The 23,713-nt window shown below is 41.7% G+C and carries 18 protein-coding genes, 1 tRNA gene and 2 pseudogenes; 13 read left to right on the top strand and 8 right to left on the bottom strand.

The genetic code is table 11. The annotated features are described in order from the left end of the window. Positions 1 to 469: 469 nt before the first annotated feature. Complete coding sequence (locus NSS95_RS04855; RefSeq protein ID WP_046721183.1) at positions 470 to 1,447, bottom strand: LacI family DNA-binding transcriptional regulator; 978 nt, start codon at positions 1,445 to 1,447, stop codon at positions 470 to 472. 580 nt (positions 1,448 to 2,027) lie between these two features. Then, positions 2,028 to 3,341: an IS1380-like element ISBco1 family transposase gene (locus tag NSS95_RS04850; protein WP_014097406.1), complete on the bottom strand. Its 1,314-nt coding sequence runs from the start codon at positions 3,339 to 3,341 to the stop codon at positions 2,028 to 2,030. Between the two features lie 914 nt (positions 3,342 to 4,255). Between NSS95_RS04850 and NSS95_RS04845 the strand changes: the two genes are divergently transcribed. The 5 genes from NSS95_RS04845 to NSS95_RS04825 are packed head-to-tail and all read left to right on the top strand — an operon-like array spanning position 4,256 to position 11,551. Beyond that, positions 4,256 to 4,849: a restriction endonuclease subunit S gene (locus NSS95_RS04845; RefSeq protein ID WP_014095661.1), complete on the top strand. Its 594-nt coding sequence runs from the start codon at positions 4,256 to 4,258 to the stop codon at positions 4,847 to 4,849. Further along, positions 4,849 to 6,378: a type I restriction-modification system subunit M gene (locus NSS95_RS04840; RefSeq protein WP_061565384.1), complete on the top strand. Its 1,530-nt coding sequence runs from the start codon at positions 4,849 to 4,851 to the stop codon at positions 6,376 to 6,378. Before NSS95_RS04845 ends, NSS95_RS04840 begins: the two co-directional genes overlap by 1 nt. Positions 6,379 to 6,386: 8 nt before the next feature. Then, positions 6,387 to 7,664 (top strand): restriction endonuclease subunit S, encoded by a 1,278-nt coding sequence (locus NSS95_RS04835; protein WP_061565383.1) that lies wholly within the window; start codon positions 6,387 to 6,389, stop codon positions 7,662 to 7,664. A gap of 43 nt (positions 7,665 to 7,707) precedes the next feature. Further along, entirely contained in the window at positions 7,708 to 10,815 is a 3,108-nt protein-coding gene (locus NSS95_RS04830) for a type I restriction endonuclease subunit R (protein WP_104851335.1), read from the top strand. Between the two features lie 13 nt (positions 10,816 to 10,828). After that, positions 10,829 to 11,551 carry a YgjP family zinc-dependent metalloprotease gene (locus NSS95_RS04825; protein WP_104851334.1) on the top strand — a complete coding sequence of 241 codons (723 nt, stop codon included), beginning with the start codon at positions 10,829 to 10,831 and terminating at the stop codon, positions 11,549 to 11,551. Between the two features lie 251 nt (positions 11,552 to 11,802). Here the strand turns inward: NSS95_RS04825 and NSS95_RS04820 are convergent, their stop codons facing one another. From NSS95_RS04820 to NSS95_RS04805, 4 genes are all read right to left on the bottom strand, one after another. Next, entirely contained in the window at positions 11,803 to 13,200 is a 1,398-nt protein-coding gene (locus tag NSS95_RS04820) for a hypothetical protein (protein WP_233896690.1), read from the bottom strand. A 32-nt stretch (positions 13,201 to 13,232) separates the two neighbouring features. Beyond that, positions 13,233 to 15,512, bottom strand: a complete 2,280-nt coding sequence (gene esaA, locus NSS95_RS04815) for a type VII secretion protein EsaA (protein ID WP_340713820.1) — start codon at positions 15,510 to 15,512, stop codon at positions 13,233 to 13,235. Between the two features lie 158 nt (positions 15,513 to 15,670). Further along, positions 15,671 to 16,066, bottom strand: a complete 396-nt coding sequence (locus tag NSS95_RS04810) for a hypothetical protein (RefSeq protein WP_168985958.1) — start codon at positions 16,064 to 16,066, stop codon at positions 15,671 to 15,673. Further along, positions 16,029 to 16,325 (bottom strand): WXG100 family type VII secretion target, encoded by a 297-nt coding sequence (locus tag NSS95_RS04805; protein WP_035181994.1) that lies wholly within the window; start codon positions 16,323 to 16,325, stop codon positions 16,029 to 16,031. Before NSS95_RS04805 ends, NSS95_RS04810 begins: the two co-directional genes overlap by 38 nt. Positions 16,326 to 16,953: 628 nt before the next feature. On the opposite strand from NSS95_RS04805, the gene NSS95_RS04800 reads away from it, so the two are divergent. Further along, positions 16,954 to 18,063, top strand: coding sequence for a 5-methyltetrahydropteroyltriglutamate--homocysteine S-methyltransferase (locus tag NSS95_RS04800; RefSeq protein WP_061577276.1), 1,110 nt, complete (start codon positions 16,954 to 16,956; stop codon positions 18,061 to 18,063). A gap of 86 nt (positions 18,064 to 18,149) precedes the next feature. On the opposite strand, the gene NSS95_RS04795 is transcribed toward NSS95_RS04800, so the two are convergent. Next, on the bottom strand, positions 18,150 to 19,373 hold the full coding sequence (locus tag NSS95_RS04795) for an acetate/propionate family kinase (protein WP_340713819.1): 1,224 nt from the start codon (positions 19,371 to 19,373) through the stop codon (positions 18,150 to 18,152). A gap of 325 nt (positions 19,374 to 19,698) precedes the next feature. On the opposite strand from NSS95_RS04795, the gene NSS95_RS04790 reads away from it, so the two are divergent. The 4 genes and pseudogenes from NSS95_RS04790 to NSS95_RS16975 form a co-directional block, all read left to right on the top strand. Next, a complete protein-coding gene (locus NSS95_RS04790) occupies positions 19,699 to 20,577 on the top strand; it encodes a PocR ligand-binding domain-containing protein (protein ID WP_340713818.1) in 879 nt (292 codons plus the stop codon). 126 nt (positions 20,578 to 20,703) lie between these two features. Next, positions 20,704 to 20,776, top strand: a tRNA-Val gene (locus NSS95_RS04785). A 138-nt stretch (positions 20,777 to 20,914) separates the two neighbouring features. Continuing rightward, a complete protein-coding gene (locus NSS95_RS04780; protein ID WP_225621019.1) occupies positions 20,915 to 21,418 on the top strand; it encodes a tyrosine-type recombinase/integrase in 504 nt (167 codons plus the stop codon). Next, positions 21,418 to 21,681 (top strand): annotated as a pseudogene (locus NSS95_RS16975) (tyrosine-type recombinase/integrase); the annotation flags it as partial. The gene NSS95_RS04780 and the pseudogene NSS95_RS16975, both read left to right, overlap by 1 nt. Positions 21,682 to 21,708: 27 nt before the next feature. Here NSS95_RS16975 and NSS95_RS04770 read toward each other — a convergent pair. Continuing rightward, positions 21,709 to 21,929 (bottom strand): annotated as a pseudogene (locus NSS95_RS04770) (amidase family protein); the annotation flags it as partial. A 137-nt stretch (positions 21,930 to 22,066) separates the two neighbouring features. Here NSS95_RS04770 and NSS95_RS04765 point away from each other — a divergent pair. The 3 genes from NSS95_RS04765 to NSS95_RS04755 are packed head-to-tail and all read left to right on the top strand — an operon-like array spanning position 22,067 to position 23,691. Further along, positions 22,067 to 22,543: an Lrp/AsnC family transcriptional regulator gene (locus NSS95_RS04765; RefSeq protein ID WP_035181990.1), complete on the top strand. Its 477-nt coding sequence runs from the start codon at positions 22,067 to 22,069 to the stop codon at positions 22,541 to 22,543. Between the two features lie 12 nt (positions 22,544 to 22,555). Then, positions 22,556 to 23,155 carry a chromate transporter gene (locus tag NSS95_RS04760; protein WP_340713817.1) on the top strand — a complete coding sequence of 200 codons (600 nt, stop codon included), beginning with the start codon at positions 22,556 to 22,558 and terminating at the stop codon, positions 23,153 to 23,155. Next, entirely contained in the window at positions 23,152 to 23,691 is a 540-nt protein-coding gene (locus tag NSS95_RS04755) for a chromate transporter (RefSeq protein WP_014095679.1), read from the top strand. The genes NSS95_RS04760 and NSS95_RS04755 overlap by 4 nt, the downstream gene beginning before the upstream one ends. The last annotated feature ends 22 nt before the right edge of the window (positions 23,692 to 23,713 follow it).

The raw sequence follows: 23,713 nt of genomic DNA, 5'->3' as shown, positions 1-23,713 counted from the left end.
ATTTCTGGTTGCGTTCACAACCGGTTGCATTCCCCCGTAAACGCAGAGACACCTTCCATATTTATTACAGACTTTGAAGATCCATATTGGTTCGTTCCAGCATAAGTTTTATTCCCTTATTTTTGGGTAATCCTCATCGTAATTCCCCCTTTTCAATGCGCAACCGGTTGCATTTTTGCCACCAATGTACTATCGCTTTCCATATTTATTGGAAGCCCCAACAAATTTTCTTCCAGATTTCTTAGTTCCTGCTAGTAGTTATAGATTTAATCTTATTAAAACCTCATGGCAGGGGATTGCGCGATCGATTGCATTACAGGCAATAAAAAATGAACATGTTCATCATTTTGGGTCTTCTGCATCGAACATCTTTATTATATATGATTTTACCGGATCAGCGCAACCGGTTTCACACAATATCCATAAACCGGTTGCAAGATTGGAATCTGCTGCATGTAAAACACTGCCGTTAACTGATTTCAAATGGCAGAATGATTTTACGCGGTGGCTCTTCGCCCCCCTTATTTTCCTTATCTGTAAAAAGCAGCTCGACAGCTGCAGAACCGAGATTTTCCGGAAATAAATTGATCGAATGAAACTGATGATTTGCCAATTGTAAAATAAAAGAATGATTAAAGCTTACAGCCGGTATGCTTTTGCCAGGATGGGCGCACTGCCAATGATGGTAAAATTCAAAACCGATCATGTCATCAGTCGCCATGATACTATCAATTTCCGGATGCTGCCGGATAAACTCCTCCGTTATGCCGTCATTGTTTTCCTTTTGAAGGCGGTAAATCAGTGGGGAAACGCCACGTCTTAAAATGGCTGCCTGAAAGCCTTCCCGCCTGCTGCGCTCATAAGGCCATTCATGGGAAGATTCGATAAAAACCGGGTGTTTCGCCCCTAAATGCCCAAGCAAGTATTCTGTTCCAGCAATACCAGCTTGATAATTATTATTGTCTACATAAAAATCATTTTTATCTTCAACCGGCTCGCCGATAATGACAAAGCGCAATGCCTTTTTTCGCAAGTATTCTGTTACCGGATCGCCTGCATAGGAATACAGTAAGATAAATCGCTTTACTTTCGCCTGTTCAACCATAGATTTCACGTTCTCAAAAACTTGTTCTGTGTGATCACCAATCGCAACTGACAGAACGTAGTGGCGAGGGGCCAGCTGTTTGTTGATACCCCGTAAAATATCAATATAGAAAGGATTCCCCTGTACATTGTTTTCAGCTGCCGGAAATACAACCCCTACGACGTTTGCCTCACCAAGCGTTAAATTTTTGGCATTATAGTTCGGCATATAACCTTCCGCGGCTGCGATGGCTTGGATGCGCTGTCTTGTCTTTACGCTGATGCGCGGATTATTATTCAAAGCCCGTGAAGCAGTCGAAACGGAGACATTTGCTTTTTTCGCAATATCCCGAATGGTTGTCATCTAAATCACCTTTCTTCAGGAAAAATAACTGAATAATCGGATCGATGCAGAGCTCTTAGATAGATTTATTTTAAGCAATTATTCATAGAAATCATAGACTGAATACATGATTTTTAAATTATTTATTCATAGGGTAAGCAATGTCAGCCGACGCACAATTGACATCCAGGATCAGTTTCCCTTTGTTCTGCTTTTCTGCAGTAGAACCGGATTCACTGTGACTTTCCAAACCGGGGTTAGAAGGATGGTTTCCTTCATCATCATGATTGTCATGATCGCCATCTCCCCCCTCTATACGGTTTTCTTCCGCTTTGCGAATATTTTGGTCAAGATAATGACATGCTTATAAACTCAGTAGTCAGTATTTCAACTACTGAGACAAATCAACCTGAAATATTCATAGCTACAAATCCCATTTGATAAATTTTGTTAAATTAGTTGAAAATAACGGTATTTAATTAAGAACCGTAGCCAATTCATAAAATAACTGAATTTTCAATAGAACAATTCTGGTATTTTGGGCATACTTGCCCCTTGACTGAAAAATTTATTTTTTCAGCTATGAGAAGTATTCTATTGGTCATTCCAATTGTAGCTTTTGAATTCGATTCAGTACATCCCAAAAGAAATTTTGATACACAAAACTCGATGATAGTTTGAAGTAAAGGGATCTGCCTGATTTCACGACTTTACTTGCCGCTTTAATTAACCGAGTACGTATCGTATCAATTTGCATAGTTTTTTGACCTTCCGGAAAACAAAGAGTTCGTAACCAATTGGTCAAATTATATGCAAGAAGTGTTAACATCATTTTTACTTCGTTCACTAGAAAAGCGTGGCTATTCATATGATCAAAGTAAAAGCCATTTTTTGCTTCTTTGATATAGTTTTCCATCGTCCCTCTTTTTTGATAAGCTCGGACGATATCTTGAGGAAAAGCTAATTCAAAGTTAGTAACAAAAAAGGAATGGGTAAAGAACAGCTCACCTGCAGGACGTACCGATTGAATAATCACCCTTCTTGGTTTTGACCATGATTTTGCTTGGTAAATCGTTTCTTCATAATAGGTTTCCGTCTTGGAAACATCTAAAGGTGCGGAAGAAGGATGGTATTCCTTCGCTAAACTTTGTAGTTGTGAATTCGATTTCAACCGAATAATATACAAAACAGATTCTTCTTCACACAGATCGTATAATCCCGGAACAGCAAACCCGCTATCTCCACGAAGAAACAGGGTAGTTTCCGGAAACATTTCGTTATAATGTTTAATGAGAGGCCGAATAAATTCCACCACACCATTTGATGTATAAACATTTCCGGGACGGAGTTGTGCTTTCAAAAAGTCACCAGTCGCACCATCAAAGGCGACTAATGGATGAAAACCCATCGTGCCATAATGAGTATTATATGACGAAGATTCTTGGTCCCCATATGTATCCGAATGAGTCGAATCCAAGTCGATAAATAACTCTTTCGATTGTCGAAAACAATGAATCTTATCAAGCACTTCTTGGTTAGCCAGATTTAATTGTTCAATTGAATCTTTATCAAATCGTGTATAAAAGCGAGACAAACTGGGCTGGGAAGCAAGTGTTGGAGTTTCAATGATTTCCTTAAACACAGGATCATGAGTCAACTGATCAGCCGCATCATCTTCCGCATACCCGGCAATGAGTTGATAGACTTTTTGACGTAACAAGTTTTCATTTGAATGAAGATAATATTTCCTTGAATCGTTAAGTCTCAAGTACTTAACTAAAGTCTTTGAAAAACCAATTTTTTCATCGAATTCTCTAAAAAGAAACTCACCTGTATCGGAGGAAAGAGAACCTCCATCATTTGACAATTTAATTTTATGATTGAAATCAAGTGTTTTTTGCGTTAAAGTAACCATATAAAGAGTCCTTTCTGTTTGGTTTTTGTTTTGGTTACTTTAACTTTAACAGAAATGGATTCTTTTTTCATTTTTTTAATGAATTACAATAAAGCCGAAAAGGCTTGGTAATCCATAAGTTATAATAAGTTTCTGAATTTCTGTGAATAATTCAGGGTATATTTTCTCCGATTATTTTTTTGGTCTCGCTCATCATCACACCTCCAAGTTTTTTGGTATTCATTTTATTTTATATACTTCTATATATTATTATACGCGAAACGAGTAAAAAAGTACATTATGTTAGATAAAATAGTGCATGTTTTGAATACTTTTATAAGATAAAGATGAAAACCAAAAAATCCGTCCTTCAGCTAAAGTTTTTCCGTTCTGAAATGTATTATGAACTTCATTCGCTAATAGTATGAATCGTCTACACTTAACCGGACAACAAATTAAGGTCAAGCAACCGCGCTAAGTGTATGCTGCACACTAATCATAAGTGACTGTTCTTGAAACTTTACATGGAGTCGCGGGCATGCTCGCTAGTTGTACAGATTAGCTGAATTCCCGGCTTAGCGGCATAATCAAAGAGGATCCAAGTGAATTGGCGACAGTAATTCTAGAACCTATCTGCTTTCATTTTGATTGGTCGATGAACCGATGAAGAAATTCTGACGTTAGTTCTTTAAAGAACAAGAACACCTCGAGGTTTTGCCCCCGCTTTCAAAAAAGACAGAGAGTCAAGGCGCTTCTCTGGCACCATCCATCTTGAAATTTTGGGACGTGGCAAGGCATATCCTGTATATCTCTGAAAAAATTGGGATTATAGTTGCGTATTTGAAAAAAACAATTGACGCGCAGAGTAAAAAAGTCATATACTTTATTTAACGAATTTGTTAAATATTAAATTTGACATTTGGAGGAGGTGCGACATGCTGCTGGGTGAAATTGCTGACATAAAGACGGGTCTAGTTTTAAGCAGGAAAAAAGCGGAGATCGAATATACGGCAAAGGCCACATATAAACTGCTGTCTCTTAAAAATATAAGCGAAGATGGATTCCTCGAAAATGATTCGTTTGAAGAGTTTGTTAGTAATGATGAGTTAGAAGATCATTACTTTACCAAAGAAGGCGATGTATTGATGCGGTTAAGTCAGCCGTATACAGCAGTCTGTATCGATAAAGAGTACAGCGGCTTATTGATTCCATCTTACTTTGCCATTATCAAAGTCGATCAGTCAAAAGTTATGCCCCGATACATAGCATGGTATCTTAACACGTGGAATGTGAAAAAAGAGTTGGAGCGTTCTCAAGCGGGAAGTCGGATACCGAGTACGAATCAACATGTTTTAAAAACCATTCCTATTATAGCTGCATCACTTTCCAAACAAAAAGCACTAATAGAACTATATCAGCTCCATCAAAAAGAAAAACGATTGTATAAGAAGCTGATTGAAGAAAAAGAGCTGCTATTTCAAGGCATTGCTCAACAAATTTTAAGTGGTAAGAATCAGGAGGAGAAATAATGGTTGAACAGACAACACAAGAGAAAATTAACAGCGTTTTATGGCAAGCTGCCGATACGTTTAGAGGAAAAATCGATTCATCAACTTATAAAGATTACATTTTAACCATGTTGTTTATTAAGTATCTGAGTGATACGTATAAAGAGAAATTAGAAGAATATACAAAGCGCTACAATGGAGATGAACAACGCATTCAACGTGCATTATCGAGAGAACGGTTTGTATTGGATGAAACATCCACCTTTGACTATTTATATAGTAAAAGAAATGATCCGGAAATCGGGGAGATCATAAACAAAGCGTTGGAACGAATTGAAAATGAAAACTCGGGGAAACTTCGTGGCGTTTTCCGCAATATTGATTTTAATTCAGAGGCGATTCTAGGGAAAGCAAAAGAACGGAATGCCATGCTCCGTTCTTTGTTAGAGGATTTTAATCAATTATCTCTAAGACCGTCGCAATTAGGAAATGAAGATATTGTCGGAAATGCTTATCAATATATGATCGGGCTTTTTGCTTCAGATGCAGGGAAAAAGGGTGGAGAATTTTACACGCCAGCCGAAGTTTCAGAACTTTTGGCACGATTAGTAAAACCGCAAGAAAACGATCGTATTTATGACCCGACGTGTGGTTCAGGTTCATTATTAATTAAAGTGGCAAAACAAGTACCAAGTAAAAAAGTGGCGATTTACGGTCAGGAACGGAATGGTGCAACACACTCGTTAGCGTTAATGAATATGTATTTGCATGGCATTGATGATGCAAAAATTGAATGGGGAGATACATTAGCGAATCCACTGCATTTGGAAGATGGCAAGTTAATGAAGTTCCAAGTCATTGTAGCGAATCCCCCATTTTCATTAGACAAGTGGGCCATGGGATTTGCCGGTGAAGGAAACACAGATAAAAAATTTAAAATGGAAGCAAGCCTTGACCCATATAGAAGATTTGAATGGGGCGTTCCGCCAAGTTCAAAAGGGGACTATGCGTTCGTTCAACATATGCTGTATTCATTAGCGGAAAACGGAAGAATGGCGACGATCCTGCCTCATGGTGTTCTTTTCAGAGGAGCGAGTGAAGGAAAAATCCGCAAACAAATTATTGAGCTGAATCTGCTGGATGCTGTCATCGGGCTTCCGGAAGGTTTATTTTACGGTACCGGAATTCCAGCTTGTATTATGGTATTCCGAAAAGACCGAACAAGAAAAGACGTCCTCTTCATTGATGCTTCTGGTGAAGAACATTATGAAAAAGGCAAAAACCAAAACAAATTAAGAGAACAAGATATCGAAAAAATTGTGGAAACTTATGAGAAACGGGAAACGATTGATAAATACTCCTATGTCGCTACCATTGATGAAATTCGCGAAAACGACTATAACTTAAACATCCCTCGCTACGTCGATACATTCGAAGAAGAAGAACTGGTCGATATGGAAGCGGTGAAAGAAAATATCGCCAATATTAAGAAAGAGATTCAAGAAGTCGAAGCGCAGATGGAACAGTATTTGAAAGAGCTTGGATTGTAGGTGTGAAAATGAATAGTCAAAATATTTTACAGCAAATAAATGCCGAAGCTAAGTTTATAGAAAATTCTATAGGATATCAGAAAACAAAAATAGGTACTATTCCAAAGGATTGGAAAGTGAAAAAGTTAAAAGATATATCAAATAGAGTCCAGAGAAAGAATGATGGTAAGTCTCATAATGTATTAACCATATCCTCAAAAGGAGGATTCCTTAATCAAACTGAAAGATTTAGCAAGGTAATTGCAGGGGAAAATCTTGCAAAATACATTTTGCTTAGAAAAAATGAGTTTGCATATAACAAAGGAAATTCAAAGACTTATCCCTATGGATGTATATATAGGCTTGAAGATTATGAAGAGGCGTTAGTTCCAAATGTATATTATTGTTTTGAAATAAGAGAAGGGGTTACTGAGTTTTACAAGCACTATTTTATAGCCGGAAAATTGAATAAATTTTTAGCAAGGGTAATAAATACAGGTGTGAGAAATGATGGTCTACTAAATTTAAACGTTACTGATTTTTTTGATGTTCCAGTAGCAGCACCTCCAATAAAAGAACAACAAAAAATTGCATCAATTCTCTCCACTTGGGACAAGGCAATTGAGTTAAAAGAAAAGCTAATCGAGCAGAAAAAACAGCAAAAAAAAGGGTTAATGCAGAAGTTGTTGACGGGTGAAGTGAGATTGCCTGGGTTTGAAGGAAAATGGCGGAGTTTAAGAATATTAAACTTCTGTAATACATATTCTGGCGGGACACCATCTCGAACGAGAAAAGAGTTTTATGAGAATGGAACAATTCCTTGGATAAAGTCAGGGGAATTAAACTCCAGAAAAGTAACACAAACAGAAGAATACATTACAGAGAAAGCGTTGGCTAATTCAACTGCAAAATTAGTCAATCCAGAAACAATTTTACTTGCGCTTTATGGAGCTACTGCTGGTGTAGTTGCTATGAGTAAAATAAGGGCTTCTATAAACCAAGCTATTCTTGCTATAGTACCAAATGATAACTGCGATAATAATTTTTTGTTTTATTATTTGGAAAATCATATGGATAAGGTAACAAAAAAATATACTCAAGGTGGTCAACCTAATTTAAACGCTGATATAGTTAAAAAAATGGTTGTTAAACTACCATCTATTGAAGAACAAAAAGCGATTGCTAATATTTTATCGAATATTGATAACAACATAGAGTTACTAGAGAAAGAACTCAATGGGTTAAAACAACAAAAAAAAGGCCTTATGCAGTTGCTTTTAACCGGAAAAGTCCGAGTAAAGGTATAACCCCCTTTACTCTTCCCTTATTTTTTCAACAGGAGGCGTGAGGATGGCAAGGGAGAAGAGTTATGATGAACGATATATAAGCCAGGGTCCGGCCATTGAGGTGTTGCAGAAGTTAGGATATCAATACCTATCACCGGAAGAAGCAGAAAGAATGCGGGGAAACCTACATCATGTATTGTTGACAACCGTTTTAGAGGAAAAGCTAAAAGAATTGAATTCTTATGAGTATCAAGGTCAAATTTATAACTTTAGCGAATCCAATATTCGCCAAGCCATTCGTGATTTAGATGAGCCTTTGACCAATGGATTGGTGAAAACGAATGAAGTGATTTATGAGACCATCATGAACGGAAGAAGCTATACAGAGTTTTTGCCGGATGGATCCAAAAAATCTTTTACCATTCAATATATCGACTGGAACAACATCGAAAATAATGTCTTTCATGTAGTGGAAGAATTTGAAGTGGAACGAATGGATGGGCGCGGTACTGTAAGACCGGATATTGTGTTGTTTGTGAACGGGATTCCTTTTGCGGTCATTGAATGTAAAAAAGCGTCAATTTCTATGAATCAAGGAATCAGTCAAATGATTCGCAATCAAGGAAAAGACTATGCGCCACAATTGTTTAAGTTTGCTCAAATTGTGATGTCTACGAATAAAAATGAAACCAAATACGCAACATGCAATACTCCGAAGAAGTTTTGGTCTGTTTGGAAAGAAGAAAAAGCGGAATGGCTGCAGAACTGGCTGGATAAAACAGTGGAAGGCAGACTGCCAACCATGCAAGATAAGAACATTATTTCACTGTTTCACCCCGAGCGTTTGTTAGAGTTAACCCAGTTCTTTACCTTATTTGATAAAGACGTGAAAAAAGTAGCCCGTTATCAACAATACTTTGCCATTAAAGAAATTATAAAAACGATTGAAGAACGAGATGAAAACGGCAATCGTCAAAGCGGCGTGATTTGGCATACACAAGGTTCAGGTAAATCACTAACTATGGTGATGTTAGCCAAGTATATATTATCTGAGCTGCGCGGTTACAATCCGAAAATTATTGTTGTAACAGATCGGGTTGAATTGGATAAACAAATACATAAAACATTCAGTCATACAAGATTAAAAGCAAGTCGTGCAACTTCAGGAAGTCATTTGGTAGATTTAATAAATGATAACCATTCTGATATTGTTACGACCTTAGTTCATAAGTTTGATACGGCGTCTTCCAAACAAAAGCCAATTGAATCAAGGGATATTTTTGTTTTAGTGGACGAATCACATCGGACTCAATATGGCGAGCTTCATCTAAAAATGAAGAAAGTATTCCCAAATGCTTGTTATCTCGGCTTTACAGGGACACCATTAATGAAAAAAGAAAAGAACACATTGATCAAATTTGGCAAACTCATACATAAATACACAATTGCCGATGGTGTTCGGGATAAAGCGATCGTTCCCCTTTTATATGAAGGAAAAATGGTGGAACAATCGGTGAATCAAAAGGCGATCGATCATCGTTTAGAAATGATTACACGCAATCTGAATGACAAGCAAAAAGAGGAAGTAAAGCAAAGATGGAGTAAATATGAAAAACTTGCTTCTTCGGAACAGAGAATTTATTTAATTGCGGAAGATATTAACAAACATTTTGTAGAAAACTATAAAACACAAGGAAGCCAATTCAAAGCGATGTTGGCCACCAATAGTAAAATTGAAGCGATACGCTATCTTGAGGCTTTCGAGGAACTTAGTGATTTGAATTGTGCCGTTGTCATATCCCCACCTGATCAACGGGAAGGACATGAAGTAGTAGATCAGGAATCAAAAGATAAAGTTCAGCGGTTTTGGAAGCGAATGATGGATCGCTACGGAACGCCTGAAAAATATGAGGATGCGATCAAAGATGAATTTGTAAACGGCGACGAACTGGATTTGCTGATTGTCGTGGATAAATTGCTGACAGGTTTCGATGCGCCAAGAGCGACGGTGCTTTATGTCGATAAGCCAATGAAAGAACATACACTGTTACAAGCGATTGCCCGGGTCAATCGTCTTTATGAAGGAAAAGATTATGGTTTAATCATCGATTACCGCGGTTTATTGGATAAACTGGATGAAGCCATGCAGATGTATTCCGGCGCAGGTTTGGAAAACTTTGATCCGGAAGATTTAAAAGGTGCTATTTACGATGTCATAAGCGTAATTGGATCATTACGGCAATATTATTCCGATTTATGGCAAATTTTTGCACCAATTAAGAACAAGAACGATAGAGAAGAGTATGAAGTATGGTTGGAGGACGAGGAGCGCAGAGAAGAGTTTTATAGCGTTTTAAGCAATTTTGGCAGAAACCTTGGGATTGCGTTAGAATCGGAGAAAATCTATAATACTTTACCACCTGAAGAACTTCAAAAGTACAAAAAGGATTTCAAGTTTTTCCAAGATTTGCGGAAAAGTGTGAAGCTGCGTTATTCGGATACCATTGACCATAAAGAGTATGAAGCGAAAATGCAGAAATTAATGGATAACTATATCGCTGCTGAGGAAGTTATCCGCATTACGAATCCTGTAGATATTTTAAACGCAAAAGCTTTTGAAGAGGAATTGGAGCGCTTAGAGTCAAAGAGAGCCAAAGCGGATGCGATTCGTACTCGTTTAACGAAGAGCATTCATGCAAAGTGGGATGAAAATCCATCCTACTATAAAAAGTTTTCTGAGCGCATACAAGAGGCGATTCAAGAATACAAAGATAAACGCATTTCGGAAGCAGAGTATTTAAACCGAATGAAGGACATCATGAATGATTATCGTCGGGGTGAATCATCAGAAAGATATCCTGAAATAATAAAAGAAAACCGGAATGCACAGGCCTTTTACGGAGTAACGAAAGATATTTTGAGTGAAACAAAGGAAACGGCCGCAAATTATGACACGAATACTCTTGGAGATTTAGCCTTAAAAGTAGATGAAATCATTCAAGAACACCAAAAAGTCGATTGGCATGATAATGTAGAGATTCACAATCGAATTGCTCAAGAGTTGGATGATCTACTCTTTGATTTTAAAGAAAAGCATCACTTGGATATCGACTTTGATACGATTGATAAAATCATTGAGCAAATTAAAACGGTTGCTCTAAGACGATACTGAGGACGAAACAGCCATGGAAAAACATCAAATCGAGTACGCCAATAAAATCATTGATTTCGTAGTGAAACGTAAAAAAGTAAAAAATGTAAACCTTAATATCAAACCGGATATGACGATTGAAGTCACTGCGAATGACAGAGTGCCGCTAGACTTTATTTGTGATTTTGTAAAAACGAAGGGTGCATGGATATTAAAGAATGTCAAGACGTTTCAAGATATTCAGCCATATAGGCAAAGTGAAAGAGAATATGTAAGCGGCGAAACCTTTAAGTATTTAGGAAAGCAATATCGCTTACGGGTCATGCAAGAAGAGGAAGAGAAGGTGAAATATTTTCGGGGGTTTATCTATCTTTACGTTAAAGATACAGAAAATGTCAATCGTAAAGCCAAACTAATTGATGAATGGTATCGTGAAAAAGCTCAAAAAACATTCCATGAATCCCTTGCTAAAATGTTTCCATTGGTTCAAAAATATGGAGTCGATAAGCCAAATATGGATTTGCGGTCAATGAAAGCACGATGGGGCTCAGCTTTAACAAAAAAAAACACAATCTTATTAAACACCGATCTGATAAAAGCCCCAAAATATTGTATTGATTATGTTGTACTGCATGAGTTGATTCATTTTAAATACAACGACCATAGCGACAACTTTTATAAAATGCTGTATTCTCTAATGCCCGATTGGGAAAAGAGAAAGGCAATATTAGATGAAGAAGTAGTTAAAGACCTATAGAAGTGAACTACTCGGTTTAAAAACAACTAGATAAAACAACAGAAGGCAGTTCCCGGAATATTAACCTAGGAACTGCCTTTTGAATGTTATATTTCATTTCTAAAAAATTTATCTTTAACCTGAAATATTCATAGCTACAAATCCCATTTGATAAATTTTGTTAAATTAGTTGAAAATAACGGTATTTAATTGAGGGTTTTGCCGGCATAGCATGGAGGGCAAACGCGGCAAACAAAGCCGCGATTGCCACATTAAAGTGCCTGATGGACATCGTCATCTTCCGCCTCCCCTGCTTTTGTAAAGCGGTTCAGAACAAACAGCTGGCCGATTTCTGCCAATAAGCCAACAGAAACGAGTACAATCAGGTAGCGCACGGAATCCACATTGTGACTGTCAAACCCAGCAAGCAAGTTCTGGATATACTGTAAAGGCGAAACCCGCTGCCACATTGCAGCTGCCGAGGCCGGATCAAAGTGGATGCCGAGCGTATCCGTGAGAAACAAATACAGGCAAAGCACCATCAACAGAAGAAACATGCCGGCCATCTTCAGTTGCCGCAATAAGTATACGGCAACAGCCACCATTGAAAAACTGATGGCAACGGACAATCCGATCCATGGCAAATATTTATCCTCTGCGATATGCAAATAGGCAGCTGAAATTGCGCCAATCAGCAGGCCTTCCACAATTCCTGTGCCGGCAGTCAGTACAGCCGCCGGCATATTGGCCGCATACAACGGCTTTTCTTCTTCGAAAGAACTGCCGGAAGCGCGCCGTTTTTCAAAGGTTGATAGGACATAGGCCGTAAACAGCGCGGAAATGAAGAAAATCAGCACGAGATAGTACGGCACAAAACTGTCTTTTGCAACGATCGTCCCGCTGTTTTTCGTCTGCACCGGATTGGACAAAAAGTATAGCAAATCTTCATTCGGACGGTTGCCGATACGGCTGTTTGCCAATACACCTGCGAAATTTTTCGCGAATTTCTCATCGCCCGAAAGCTTGTTGAGCAGATTGTCAGAAAGCGAATTGGCCCGTTTAACCAAAGTCTGCCCGCTCGTTTTGATGTCCCCGGCCTGCTTGTCAATCTCATCAAAGGTTGTAAAAACGGTGTCCGCAGCATGCAGGTTATGCTCGGATACTTCTTTTAATGATTCGCTTGTTGCAAGCAGCGTTGTCAGACGATCCCCGAGGGAAACGACCGTTGTTCCTTCTTTTCCCATGCTTTCAGTCATTTGCCCGTTGTCTTTTTGAAGATCGAGCGAAGTTTGCCGCCAGTCATCCAGCTGCTGGAGCGTTGCCGCAATGGCGGTATTCATATTTTCCGCCTGTGCCATGGCAGCCTGGATTTGCGATGCCATTTGATCGGCATGGCTTTGCGTTTCTTCCACAAGCTCGAGCCAGCCGCCCGTTTTGTTTTTCAATGCTGCCGTCTGTGCGCGGACATCTTCTGAAATCTGCCCGGCAATATAAGCGGCAAGCACATCCGCGATATTCTGCTTGTTAAACAGGTAGTACAGCGAGTCTTCCGTTGCAGCATCTTTTAAGCTGCCGGCACCTGCCAAATCATCTGCATTTTTTCCAAAGTACAGTTCATACAACATTGCGGTCTTCTGATATTCCCGGATTGTTTCATTTAAACTCTTCATCAGTTTGTTTTCCGGATCATCCGTGAGCATCGTCATCGCTTGGTGTGAAATCGTATTGTTGACAGTGGTGACCGGTTCTGGCTGCTGTGTGCCGCCCGCGTTTCCGCTTGTGTCCCCGGTCCCCCGTTTCCGGCGTCACCATTTCCGGGATTTTGAGGATCCGTACCTGTTCCGGTCCCCGTGCCGTTATCCGTATTGCCGGCTCCATTTCCGGTTCCTGTGCCATTATCCGGATTGTCATTTGTTGTGCCATTCCCCGGATTGTCGTTTGCTGTGCCGGTTCCGGAGCCATTCCCCGGCGCGTTGCCAGCCCCATTTCCGGTACCGGAGCCGTTACCCGGATTGTCATTTGTTGTGCTAGTTCCAGAGCCATTCCCCGGTGTATTGCCGGCTTCATTTCCGGTTCCTGTGCCATTATCCGTGTTGCCGGCCTTGTTTCCGGTCTCCGTGCTGCTATTTGCTGGACTGCCGCCATTGCTGGATCCGCTTCCTTTAGAACCGCTGTCTCCTTTATCGCCAGCCCCGCTGTTTGCGTTTCCGCCAGTGCTCTTCGGGGTGCCGCTAACGGTTGTTTCGCCCTTACTTGCATGTGCTGCATTGGTGCGGGTGTTACCAGCCGTGCTGCTTTTTTCCATTTTTCCATTTTTCTTTTGGCTACTCCCGTCATCACCGGTTTTTCCTTTGCTGTCTCCCGCATCTTCCTGTTTAATTTTCCAGGACCAGGCAACCGGCTCAAAAAGTTTTACGTCTTCCCGATCCTTTTTCAAAATGACTTTTGCTTTGACTGAAAAAGGTCCTTGAGCCGTTTTTGGAAGCGTGACCCCGTTATCTTTTACATCGTTCGCCCCATATGTTTTCTCTTCGCCGCCAGGGAGAACGAGGGTCAGTTTTTCCAACGTAAAAGCATCCGGGATTTGAAGCGTAAAAATTTGCCCGTCTTTCTTCATTTCCGGCAGGTCTGCGACTTCATCCGATAAGACAAGCCCATTTTCTTCAAGATTTTTCTTGATATCCTCCACTTGTTCCACAATCGGCAGCGTCTCATTTTTTGCCAGAGGGGTGTATCCGAATTCTTCGTCATATTGGTTCGTAACGGAAATGACGTTTTTTAAGCCAGAAGATACTGATTCATCCAAACCGGCATTTTCAATTTCCTCTAATTTCAGTGCCGGCAGTTTTTCAATTTCGCGCTCAATAGCAGCCCGGATTGCTTTGTCAGGCCCTTCAAAAAACCGGTTTAACGGGACCTTCTGATCCCCCGCGTTGAAATTTTTTTGCAGTTGCCCGCTAATCGACTGCTGCAGGTCGGATTGGAGAGTCGTTTCTAGGTCGTTCTGCTGCGCACGGAGCGCATTCGCCGTATCAGCCAGATATTGCCGGATTGTATCGGATTCGAAGCGGATATTCGCATCTTCACCCGTTTTATTGCTGAACTGGGCGCGCACCGCTTCATTCGCAAGGTTAAGGCCATCAAGCTGTTGTTTGACGGCTTCGCTCGTTAGCGCGTCATTTAAAGAAAGAAGGCGGTCGCTGAAATTTTTGGCAAGGGAGTCGGTCATATTTTTCATTTTGACATAATCCAAATAATCGTTTTGGAGTGAGTCCCCTTCCTTTTTGCCATCTGCCAGTACACTGCTGTTGCTTTTCAGCAGATCCTGAAATCCTTTAAATGCCTCTTTTGAAAGCTGCGACTGGTCCTGGACCGTTGCAAATTGCCCGGTGTATCCGGCAATCGGCGCCTTCACATGTTGAATGTAATCTGATGTATGTTTTTTTTCTTCGTTTACAAGGGCGGATACATTGTCCTGTGCATCATGCAGATTGCCAAGGACACTGGCAAAATAAACATCGATAATCCGCCGGTTAAAATCTTCGAGAAAGGAGCCGGCTGTTTTTTCAGCTTTTGCCTTTAAAGCAGAGCTGTCCGATGCATTGACTTTATAATCGAGCACAATATTTTGCGGATTTTTGGAATCAATGGATAATGCCCTTTTTGTAAAATCGCTTGGGATGACGATCATCATATTGTATGTATTGTTATTCAGTCCATTTTCCGCCACCCCGCGGCTTACAACATACCAGTCCTGGCTGTTGTCTTTTTCAATACTTTTGACAAACTCATTTCCAAATGTGTATTTTTTTCCATTAAATTGGCCGCCTTCGTCTTCATTGACGAGCGCCACTGCCATTTTCCTGTCATCATCGCTCGTCGTTCCCTGCTTTGCCGCGTCTAACCCAAAATAAGAACTGCCAGATGTCAGGACAAGTATAAATAGAAGAAATACGGCTCCCCCTGCTAACCATCTTCTCAAAACTTTTCCACTCCCCTCGTTCCTTTTTGATTGGAATTAAAATGGATGTTTCTATAGCTGTATGCCGCGTGAAAACCGATATGGAAGTTTCAGATATGGCGAGAAAACGTAGTTTCATTCGTTCAATACACGTTTTATGCTGAATTTTTCTTTCAAAACTATAAAATGAATGAACCATCGCTACTTTGTTGCCGGCTGCAAAAAGGAATCATCATACAAATGGATGACCTTGTCTCAATGTAAAAACTAAGGGTTTCAAGGATGATTCCCACTGGTCTCGAACCAGCAACCTCCCCCCCCAAGGTGGCGCTCTCCCAGCTGAGCTTAAGTTCATTTATAATAGGTGCATATTTCAGGTTCATTGCCCATGCCGGCATGAATGCAGCACCATCAAAGGAATAAAAATGAACAAGCGCATCTTTCAGAGATAGATAGCTTCCGTCTTGCATTTTCAATAGAGAAAAAGCCACACAACGGCTGTCGCGTGGCTCTTTGTGGAAAAAGACTGCAGATGTGTTATTGAAGCCCGAAGTTCCGGGACAATTCTTCATCATGCTGCGCAACTGCATCCGCCGTTTTGTTCAGCTGCGTATTAATGTCATGCATGAGCTGGGCAAAATTTTGTACTTTCGGCTTCAGCTGGTTGAACTGGTCATCGAAGCCCTGGAACGCACGGCCCTCCCATTCCCCACGTAATTCATTTTGCAGATTGGTAAGGTCCCTCAACAATTGTTCAATTTGCTGCCCGGCATTGCCGTAGCGCTGTGCCTTTGCCTTGAGTTCTTCAGGCGTCATTCGAATTTGTCCTGCCACCATCATTTCCTTTAATCATTTAAACATCATGCAAACACAAAGTTGCTCTATATACTAATCACCCCATTTTCTGTGCATTAGTCAAATTGTTTTATATTTTTTCCGAATTATTAATTGGGACTTTTGTCGTACTTTTGTATTTAATTTTAAGTAAATCATCCACCTTTTTATCTATATTAGAGGTGGAAATATGGGAATATTAGCCTATAAAAATACATTTTCTGGAATTTATATTACAAATATTACATTTTGTCGTTCTTTTTTCCTATTTTCGTGATGAGGCTATTGGACGGGGCTAACGCTTTTGTCTTTTTGGGCCGGTGTAAAGGACAGTTCGCTGGAAAGCTGGAATGCTTTTGTCTTTTTGGGCCGTTGTAAAAGACAGTTCGCTGGAAAGCTGGGACGCTTTTGTCTTTTTGAGCCGGTGTAAAAGACAGTTCAGTGGAAAGCTGCGACGGTTTTGTCTTTTTGAGCCGGTGTAAAAAGACATTTTGGTCGGCTCCTGGCCCGTTTTTGTTTTTGATCTTTTGCTTGCAGTACATCACTTGGCACATTCATTTGCCAAAAAGCGGTTTACTTTTCTTCCTTTTTTTGCTATCATTCTAAATATTTACAAGAAAAGGAGAAGATGCAATTGGCTAAAAAGACAACACCCCCATTCCGCGCCGATCATGTCGGGAGTCTGCTCAGGCCGGAAAAGTTGAAACAAGCCCGCCGCTGGCAAGAATCAGGCGAAATCACAAAAGAAGCGCTGCGTGAATTAGAAAATGAGGAAATCAAAAGGATTGTGGCAAAGCAGAAAGAAATCGGCCTGCAGTCTGTAACGGACGGGGAATTCCGCCGGGCTTACTGGCATTTTGATTTTCTCGAAAATCTTACTGGTGTGGAAGGATACGAATCCGGGGGCGGCATCCAGTTTAAAGAAAAGCAGACGAAATCGCATTCCATCCGGATCATCGGGGATCTGGATTTTTCCGGTCATCCGATGATTGACGATTATAAATTTTTACATAGCGTTGCCGGGGACCATTTGCCCAAAATGACCATTCCAAGCCCGAGCATGCTGCATTTCCGAGGCAAGATTGCATACGGGCGTTACCAGGCGGATGAAGATTTGTTTTTCCACGATCTTGGAAAAGCTTATAAAAAAGCGATTGCCGCTTTTTACGATGCCGGCTGCCGCTATTTGCAGCTCGATGATACAGCATGGGCATACCTTTGCTCCGATGAACAAAAAGAACAGTTGAAAGCCCGCGGGGTGAATCCGGGCCATCTGGAAAAACTTTATGCCCGCACCATAAATGAAGCAGTCAGCGGACGGCCCGATGATTTGACAGTTACGATACACATTTGCCGGGGCAATTTCCGTTCGACATGGATTGCTTCCGGCGGCTATGAACCGGTCGCCGAAACGCTATTTAACGGCCTCAATATTGACGGCTTTTTCCTGGAATATGACAGCGACCGCGCCGGCGGATTCGAACCCTTGCGCCATGTACAAAGGAAAGACCTGCAAATTGTGCTCGGCCTTGTCACTTCCAAATTCGGCGAGCTCGAAAATGCGGACGATGTGAAGCGCAGAATTGACGAAGCCTCCAAGTATGTCCCGCTTGAACAGCTTTGCCTCAGTCCGCAATGCGGTTTCGCTTCCACAGAAGAAGGCAATCTGCTTACTGAGGAAGAACAATGGGCAAAACTATCACACGTGGTAAAGATTGCCGGGGAAGTTTGGGGATAGCCGGGCAAGTCCCGTTTGTTTTCCAGCAAAAAAAGACGATGCGCCGATCGTTTTACCGCATCGTCCTTTTTTAAATTGCCGCTTTTTCAGACCCTCACTGTTTGTTTTTCGGACAAACGCGCGGCTTGCCCTTCACTTAAGCGCCAGGTATCCCGTGCAATCATCAATTCTTCGTTTGCCGGAATGACCAGTAAAGACACTTTTGAATCAGGGGTATGAATATACGGCCCGTTTTCTTCGTTTGACTGGAAATCCAATTTTGCCCCAAGATAGGCTAAATTGGACACCACTGCTTGCCGGACGGAGGCAGAATGTTCCCCGATCCCTGCCGTGAACACAATGGCATCCACACCGCCCATCAATGCAACATAACCGCCGACACATTCTGTCACACGATTCACAAACATTTTGATTGCCAATTCCGCCTGCTCATTATGGGCTTTTGCTGCCAGCTCCACGTCGCGGAAATCATTTGAAATCTCGGAAATGCCGAGCAAGCCGGACTCTTTATTGAACATATCCATCATTTCATCAATGGTGTGCCCTGTTTTTTTCATGATAAATGGAATGATGGAAGGATCAACCGTGCCGGAACGCGTTCCCATCATCAATCCGGCCAGCGGGGTAAAGCCCATTGAAGTATTGACAGACTTTCCGCCTTGAATTGCGCAAATGCTGGAACCGTTCCCTAAATGGCAGGAAATGATTTTCAAATCTTTCAATGGTTTTTCAAGAAGCAGGGCCGCTTCACTGGCAACATACTGATGATTGGTTCCATGGAAGCCGTATTTCCGGATATGATATTGGTTGTATAATTTCAAAGGCACCGGATACAAATATGTTTCAGGTGCAAGTGTTTGATGGAAAGAGGTATCGAACACGGCTACAGCACATGCTTTAGGAAGCCTTTTCATAAAAGTCCTGATTCCGAGTAACCCAGCCGGATTATGCAAAGGCGCCAATTCGCATAAATTTTCAATTTTTTGAATCACTATACGGTCGAGTACGGCAGAATCCGAAAAGTCTGAACCCCCATGTGTGATCCGATGTCCGACAGCTGAAATTTCATTTAAATCATCGACAATATGGTTTTTTAAAAGAATTTCAATCAAATAATCCGCAGCGTCACGGTGATCGTGAATCGGCGGTTTTTCTTTTTGGCGGAAACCGTTGATTTTATATGAAACTTCAGGGGCGTCGAATCCGATTCGTTCAAACACCCCTCCAATTAAAATACTTTCATCCGGCATATTGAAAACTTTAAATTTTAATGAAGAACTGCCTGCATTAATGGCCATTATTTTTTTCATTTTATATCCCTCCGAAAGATAACAATCTTATCCGCAACATTTTATGTGATCTCTTTCACAAATAACTATATGCATTTCCTTATAATACAAGTATAAAGAAACGCTTTGTAACAAATTTGCCTATTCCGGCGTCAAATTCAGCTAAAAATAGAGAAAATGATATTTTTTTGTTGCGCTTTCATTTATAATGAGGTTAGAAATCAATGTTTGCGCTTTCCCGCCTTTTTGCATGGTAAAAGATTCATTTGTATTTTTTTTGTTCAGCTTTGAACAAGATTTTGTAATCGCTTTAACGATTGCTTTTTGAAAACGGGGGCTTTGTGAAATGGAAAACAAACAACAAATTGAAAAAGTAATGGAAATGTTTTCTTCTGCGACCGGGCTCACAGCGGTTTATGTGGATATTGACGGAAAAGAAATTTCTGATGATGATCAATTCCCGCCTGTCTGTCAAATCATCCGGCAAGTTCCGCATCTCCGGAAACACTGCCAAACATGTGCGAAATTCGGCGGTTTTGAAACAATGAAAAACGGGCAACCCTGCATTTACAGGTGCCATGCTGGCCTCGCGGATTTTGCGGTACCGGTAAAAAGCCGGGAAAACACGCTTTATGGTTTTATCATTGGCGGTCAGGTGCGCCTGGAAGACGATGAAACTCAAGTGAAAGATTTTTTGCAGCAAGAACCGCTTGATCTGTCTTCCCACCGTGATTTTGCGGCCGCCTATAACAAACTTCCGGTTTTTTCTTTAGAAAAATTATCTGCTTCTGCCGAAGTGCTGGGTACTTTGTCAGAATACTATTTGTCTTCCGTTTTAAATGAAGAAGCAAAACCGGCGAAGGAATCAACCGCTCAAGTGAAAAAACATGCCAGCTCCAAAAAAGAAATAAAACAAGCCCTTAAATATATTCAGAAACACATTCACCAGCCTGTCACTTTGGAAGAAGCCGCCGGCCATGTGTATTTAAGTCCGTATTATTTCAGCAAACTTTTCAAAAAGGAAACCGGCGAAACTTTTGTTTCTTTTGTCAACCGTCAAAAAATGAATCTGGCAAAAGACATGCTTGCCAACGATGACTTGCCGGTTTCTTATATTGCGCACAGCCTGGGTTTTCGGGAGATCAGTTATTTCAGTAAAGTGTTCAAAAGGTATTACCAAACCACCCCGACCAGCTACAGGGCGATGTCCCGTAAGAAAGGATGACCGTGCGCGGCATGAAGGAGAATCCCATTTTTTCGAGATAGGATTTCTATTCTTTTTTTAAAAAAAACTGATTGACAAGGCACCCCGTTCCTTATATACTAAGTATTGTCCGACAGAGATGAATACGATTCCGTAGCTCAGCTGGGAGAGCGCCACCTTGACAGGGTGGAGGTCGCTGGTTCGAGACCAGTCGGAATCATCCTGCTAGCGTCAATCCGTACGTATCAACGGTTTGGCGCTTTTTTCATGACCGCTGACATAGTCGGTGACTTGTCCGAACGGTTACGGTTACCGTCACCCGGTATGTTACACGCTTCATTTAGGAGGCGTGTTTTTGATGCGTAAAAATAACCGCAAAACAGATGATCGCAAGATGGCAACAAACCTCGATAACCTGTTCGAAATTTTCTACACGATTAAAACTGCGGAAGGCCGCGCGCCTGGCACATTAAAACAATACCGCGAGAATTACCAATATTTTGCTGTTTTTTTGGACAAACGCGGTATTCCTCGTAACATTACCGATATCACCCGTAATACCATACGCGACTATATCCGTTACATGCAAACGGAAGTCATTAAATACGAAGGCCACCGGTTCAAGACGGAAGCACAACAAACAGCAGGGCTTTCGCCTAGCTCGATAAACACACGGTTGAAAACGCTTCGAGTGTTCTTCCGCTGCCTTGTCAGCGAAGGTTTACTCGACACCAACCCGACCCACGGCGTTACTAACGTACCGGAGCCGCAGGAAAAAATCACAATCTTAACACCGGAAGAAATGAAGCGTTTGACGTTCCGAATAAAAGGAGATTCACAGACTTCCGCGACTATGTACTGATGGTCTTGCTTATTGACGGTATGATGCGGATTAGTGAGGCGATCAACCTGCGGAAATCTGACTTCGATTACAAGGGTCAAACGGTAACCATTCGGGCATCCGTTGCCAAGAACCGGAAAACCCGAACCATTCCGTTAGAACATCGCACATGCCGGCTGATTAAGGAGCTGATAGCCGAAAACGAAACGGACTTCGAAAGCGAATACGTTTTTCTTGCAAATTATGGCGAGCAGATTACACGCGATCACTTCCGAAAACGGCTCGGCAAGTTTGCCGAACAGGCCGGCATCAAGCGGAATAATGCCTTCCATTTTAATCACACCATGAGAGGGGCGAAAACCAAAGATCCGCAATAGGCGGAAGGAATCCGAACAGACCCGCCTGTGTCTGTCCCAATTGCAAAATCTGTGCACCCGGCTGCTGCAGCGGCTGCGGAACCGCTGGATGATCCTCCGGGAATACGATCTTTCAGAACAGGATTGGCCGGAGTGCCGTAGTGAACATTTTCTCCCTTTCAAAACGGCTTTTTTCATTTTGTCATTCATTTTGTAAAATGGATTGTATTTCGTTCGCAGTTTCAGTATATTAATACATATAGATACTTATAGATAAGAATGGCTTACATTTTGAAATAAAGGAGAGGGGTCTATGCCCAGGCAATATGATGGTGCCGCCGTTCAGCTGGATGAAATTGACCGCCAAATTATCCAGCTTTTAAACGGAAATGGCAGAATATCGTTTACAGATTTGGCAAAGGAAATCAAACTTTCCCGTGTGGCTGTTCAATCACGCGTCCATTCCCTCGTTGAAAATGGTGTGATTGAATGTTTTACCGCTGTCGTGAACCCTGAAAAAATCGGCCTTCACCAGTCCGCTTTTTTTAATGTTGAAGTAGAACCGAAACATTTACAGAAAGTGGCCGAAACATTGGCCAAAGATCCGGCGGTTTCAAGCCTTTATCATATGTCAGGCCCCAGCAAACTTCATATGCACGGCTTATTTAAAGACAACGAGGAAATGGAACTGTTTCTTAAAGAACGGTTATATCCGTTGCCTGGCATTATGAGCGTCGATTGCCAGATTTTACTCAAACGTTATAAAAGCCGAATAGGAATGAAACTGTAAGGGGGTTGCACTATGGAAAAACAGCAAAATGCTTATGCCCAGCTTGCCATGGCGATGCTTAGGACCGGCATTCTCGGCTATGGCGGCGGCCCGTCTGTCATGCCGCTTTTCCGGTATGAGGCGGTGACAAGGTACAAATGGCTGGATGACGACGAATTCGGGGAAACATTGGCAATCGCAAACGCGCTCCCCGGCCCGTTTGCAACAAAAATGGCCGCTTACCTCGGTTACAAATTGAAAAAGACAACCGGCGCCGTGTTCGCCATTTTATTCCATATTCTTCCGAGCAGCATCGCCATGATTGCGTTGCTGTCGCTTGTATCGGTATTAAGCCATTCAAAGATTGTGGCCGGAATGATCGCAGGGGTCATGCCGGTTGTTGCCGTTATGCTTGGCCAGATGGCTTACGATTTCGGGGAAAAAACGGTCAAGGGCCTTGGGAAGGTTTTCGGAATCGCGATGTTTGTTATTTCCTTTCTCCTGCTTGAAACGATCCATCTCCATCCGGCTATTGTCATTCTGATTTTTCTTGCGTACGGAAGCATCCACTTTCGACTCGTTGCAAAATGGAGGAGAGATGAAAAAAAGAAGAAAAGGGATGAAGCGGGATGATCTGGTTCCAATTGATGCTCGGTTTTTTCATTGCAAATATCCTTGGCTACGGCGGGGGGCCTTCCTCCATTCCATTGATGTACCATGAAATTGTGACGCATTACGGATGGCTGAACGACAGCGAATTTTCCAATATGCTGGCACTCGGCAATGCACTCCCAGGCCCGATCGCGACAAAAATTGCCGCATTCGTCGGCTATGGAGCGGGCGGGTGGACAGGACTGTTAGCGGCTCTTGCCGGAACGATATTGCCGTCTGCCGTTGCATTGATTGTGTTGCTGAAAGTATTGCACAAATACCGCCAGTCTCCGGTTGTGAAAGGGATGTCTCTGCTTGTGCAGCCGGTCATTACCATCATGATGGTTGTGCTGACATGGCAGATGGCAAAAAGTTCCTTCGGCCAGATCGGCATCTGGCAGTCGCTTGGCATCGCCGTCGTCGCTTTCTGGGCCATGCATATCCGGAAGATCCACCCCGCCCTTGTGATTTGCGCGGCATTTCTCTATGGTGGCATCGTGCTTCAGCATATTGTGTAACGGGATAAGGAGAAGATGCGCC

The sequence above is a fragment of the Weizmannia sp. FSL K6-3076 genome, from assembly GCF_038007245.1.
GTDB lineage: Bacteria > Bacillota > Bacilli > Bacillales > Bacillaceae_C > Weizmannia > Weizmannia faecalis.
The sequence above is the reverse complement of the archived record's forward strand: the minus strand, read 5'-3'. Positions and strand labels throughout refer to the sequence as shown.

Excerpts from the sequence above, each read along its gene's own strand:
- NSS95_RS04810 (WP_168985958.1), bottom strand. The coding sequence starts at position 16,066 with ATGATGAAGAATTGTCCCGGAACTTCGGGCTTCAATAACACATCTGCA.
- NSS95_RS04780 (WP_225621019.1), top strand. The coding sequence starts at position 20,915 with ATGCGTAAAAATAACCGCAAAACAGATGATCGCAAGATGGCAACAAAC.
- NSS95_RS04845 (WP_014095661.1), top strand. The coding sequence starts at position 4,256 with ATGCTGCTGGGTGAAATTGCTGACATAAAGACGGGTCTAGTTTTAAGC.
- NSS95_RS04765 (WP_035181990.1), top strand. The coding sequence starts at position 22,067 with ATGCCCAGGCAATATGATGGTGCCGCCGTTCAGCTGGATGAAATTGAC.
- NSS95_RS04790 (WP_340713818.1), top strand. The coding sequence starts at position 19,699 with ATGGAAAACAAACAACAAATTGAAAAAGTAATGGAAATGTTTTCTTCT.
- NSS95_RS04835 (WP_061565383.1), top strand. The coding sequence starts at position 6,387 with ATGAATAGTCAAAATATTTTACAGCAAATAAATGCCGAAGCTAAGTTT.
- NSS95_RS04830 (WP_104851335.1), top strand. The coding sequence starts at position 7,708 with ATGGCAAGGGAGAAGAGTTATGATGAACGATATATAAGCCAGGGTCCG.
- NSS95_RS04825 (WP_104851334.1), top strand. The coding sequence starts at position 10,829 with ATGGAAAAACATCAAATCGAGTACGCCAATAAAATCATTGATTTCGTA.
- NSS95_RS04840 (WP_061565384.1), top strand. The coding sequence starts at position 4,849 with ATGGTTGAACAGACAACACAAGAGAAAATTAACAGCGTTTTATGGCAA.
- NSS95_RS04855 (WP_046721183.1), bottom strand. The coding sequence starts at position 1,447 with ATGACAACCATTCGGGATATTGCGAAAAAAGCAAATGTCTCCGTTTCG.
- NSS95_RS04760 (WP_340713817.1), top strand. The coding sequence starts at position 22,556 with ATGGAAAAACAGCAAAATGCTTATGCCCAGCTTGCCATGGCGATGCTT.
- NSS95_RS04795 (WP_340713819.1), bottom strand. The coding sequence starts at position 19,373 with ATGAAAAAAATAATGGCCATTAATGCAGGCAGTTCTTCATTAAAATTT.
- NSS95_RS04850 (WP_014097406.1), bottom strand. The coding sequence starts at position 3,341 with ATGGTTACTTTAACGCAAAAAACACTTGATTTCAATCATAAAATTAAA.
- NSS95_RS04800 (WP_061577276.1), top strand. The coding sequence starts at position 16,954 with ATGCAATTGGCTAAAAAGACAACACCCCCATTCCGCGCCGATCATGTC.
- NSS95_RS04820 (WP_233896690.1), bottom strand. The coding sequence starts at position 13,200 with ATGAAGAGTTTAAATGAAACAATCCGGGAATATCAGAAGACCGCAATG.
- NSS95_RS04755 (WP_014095679.1), top strand. The coding sequence starts at position 23,152 with ATGATCTGGTTCCAATTGATGCTCGGTTTTTTCATTGCAAATATCCTT.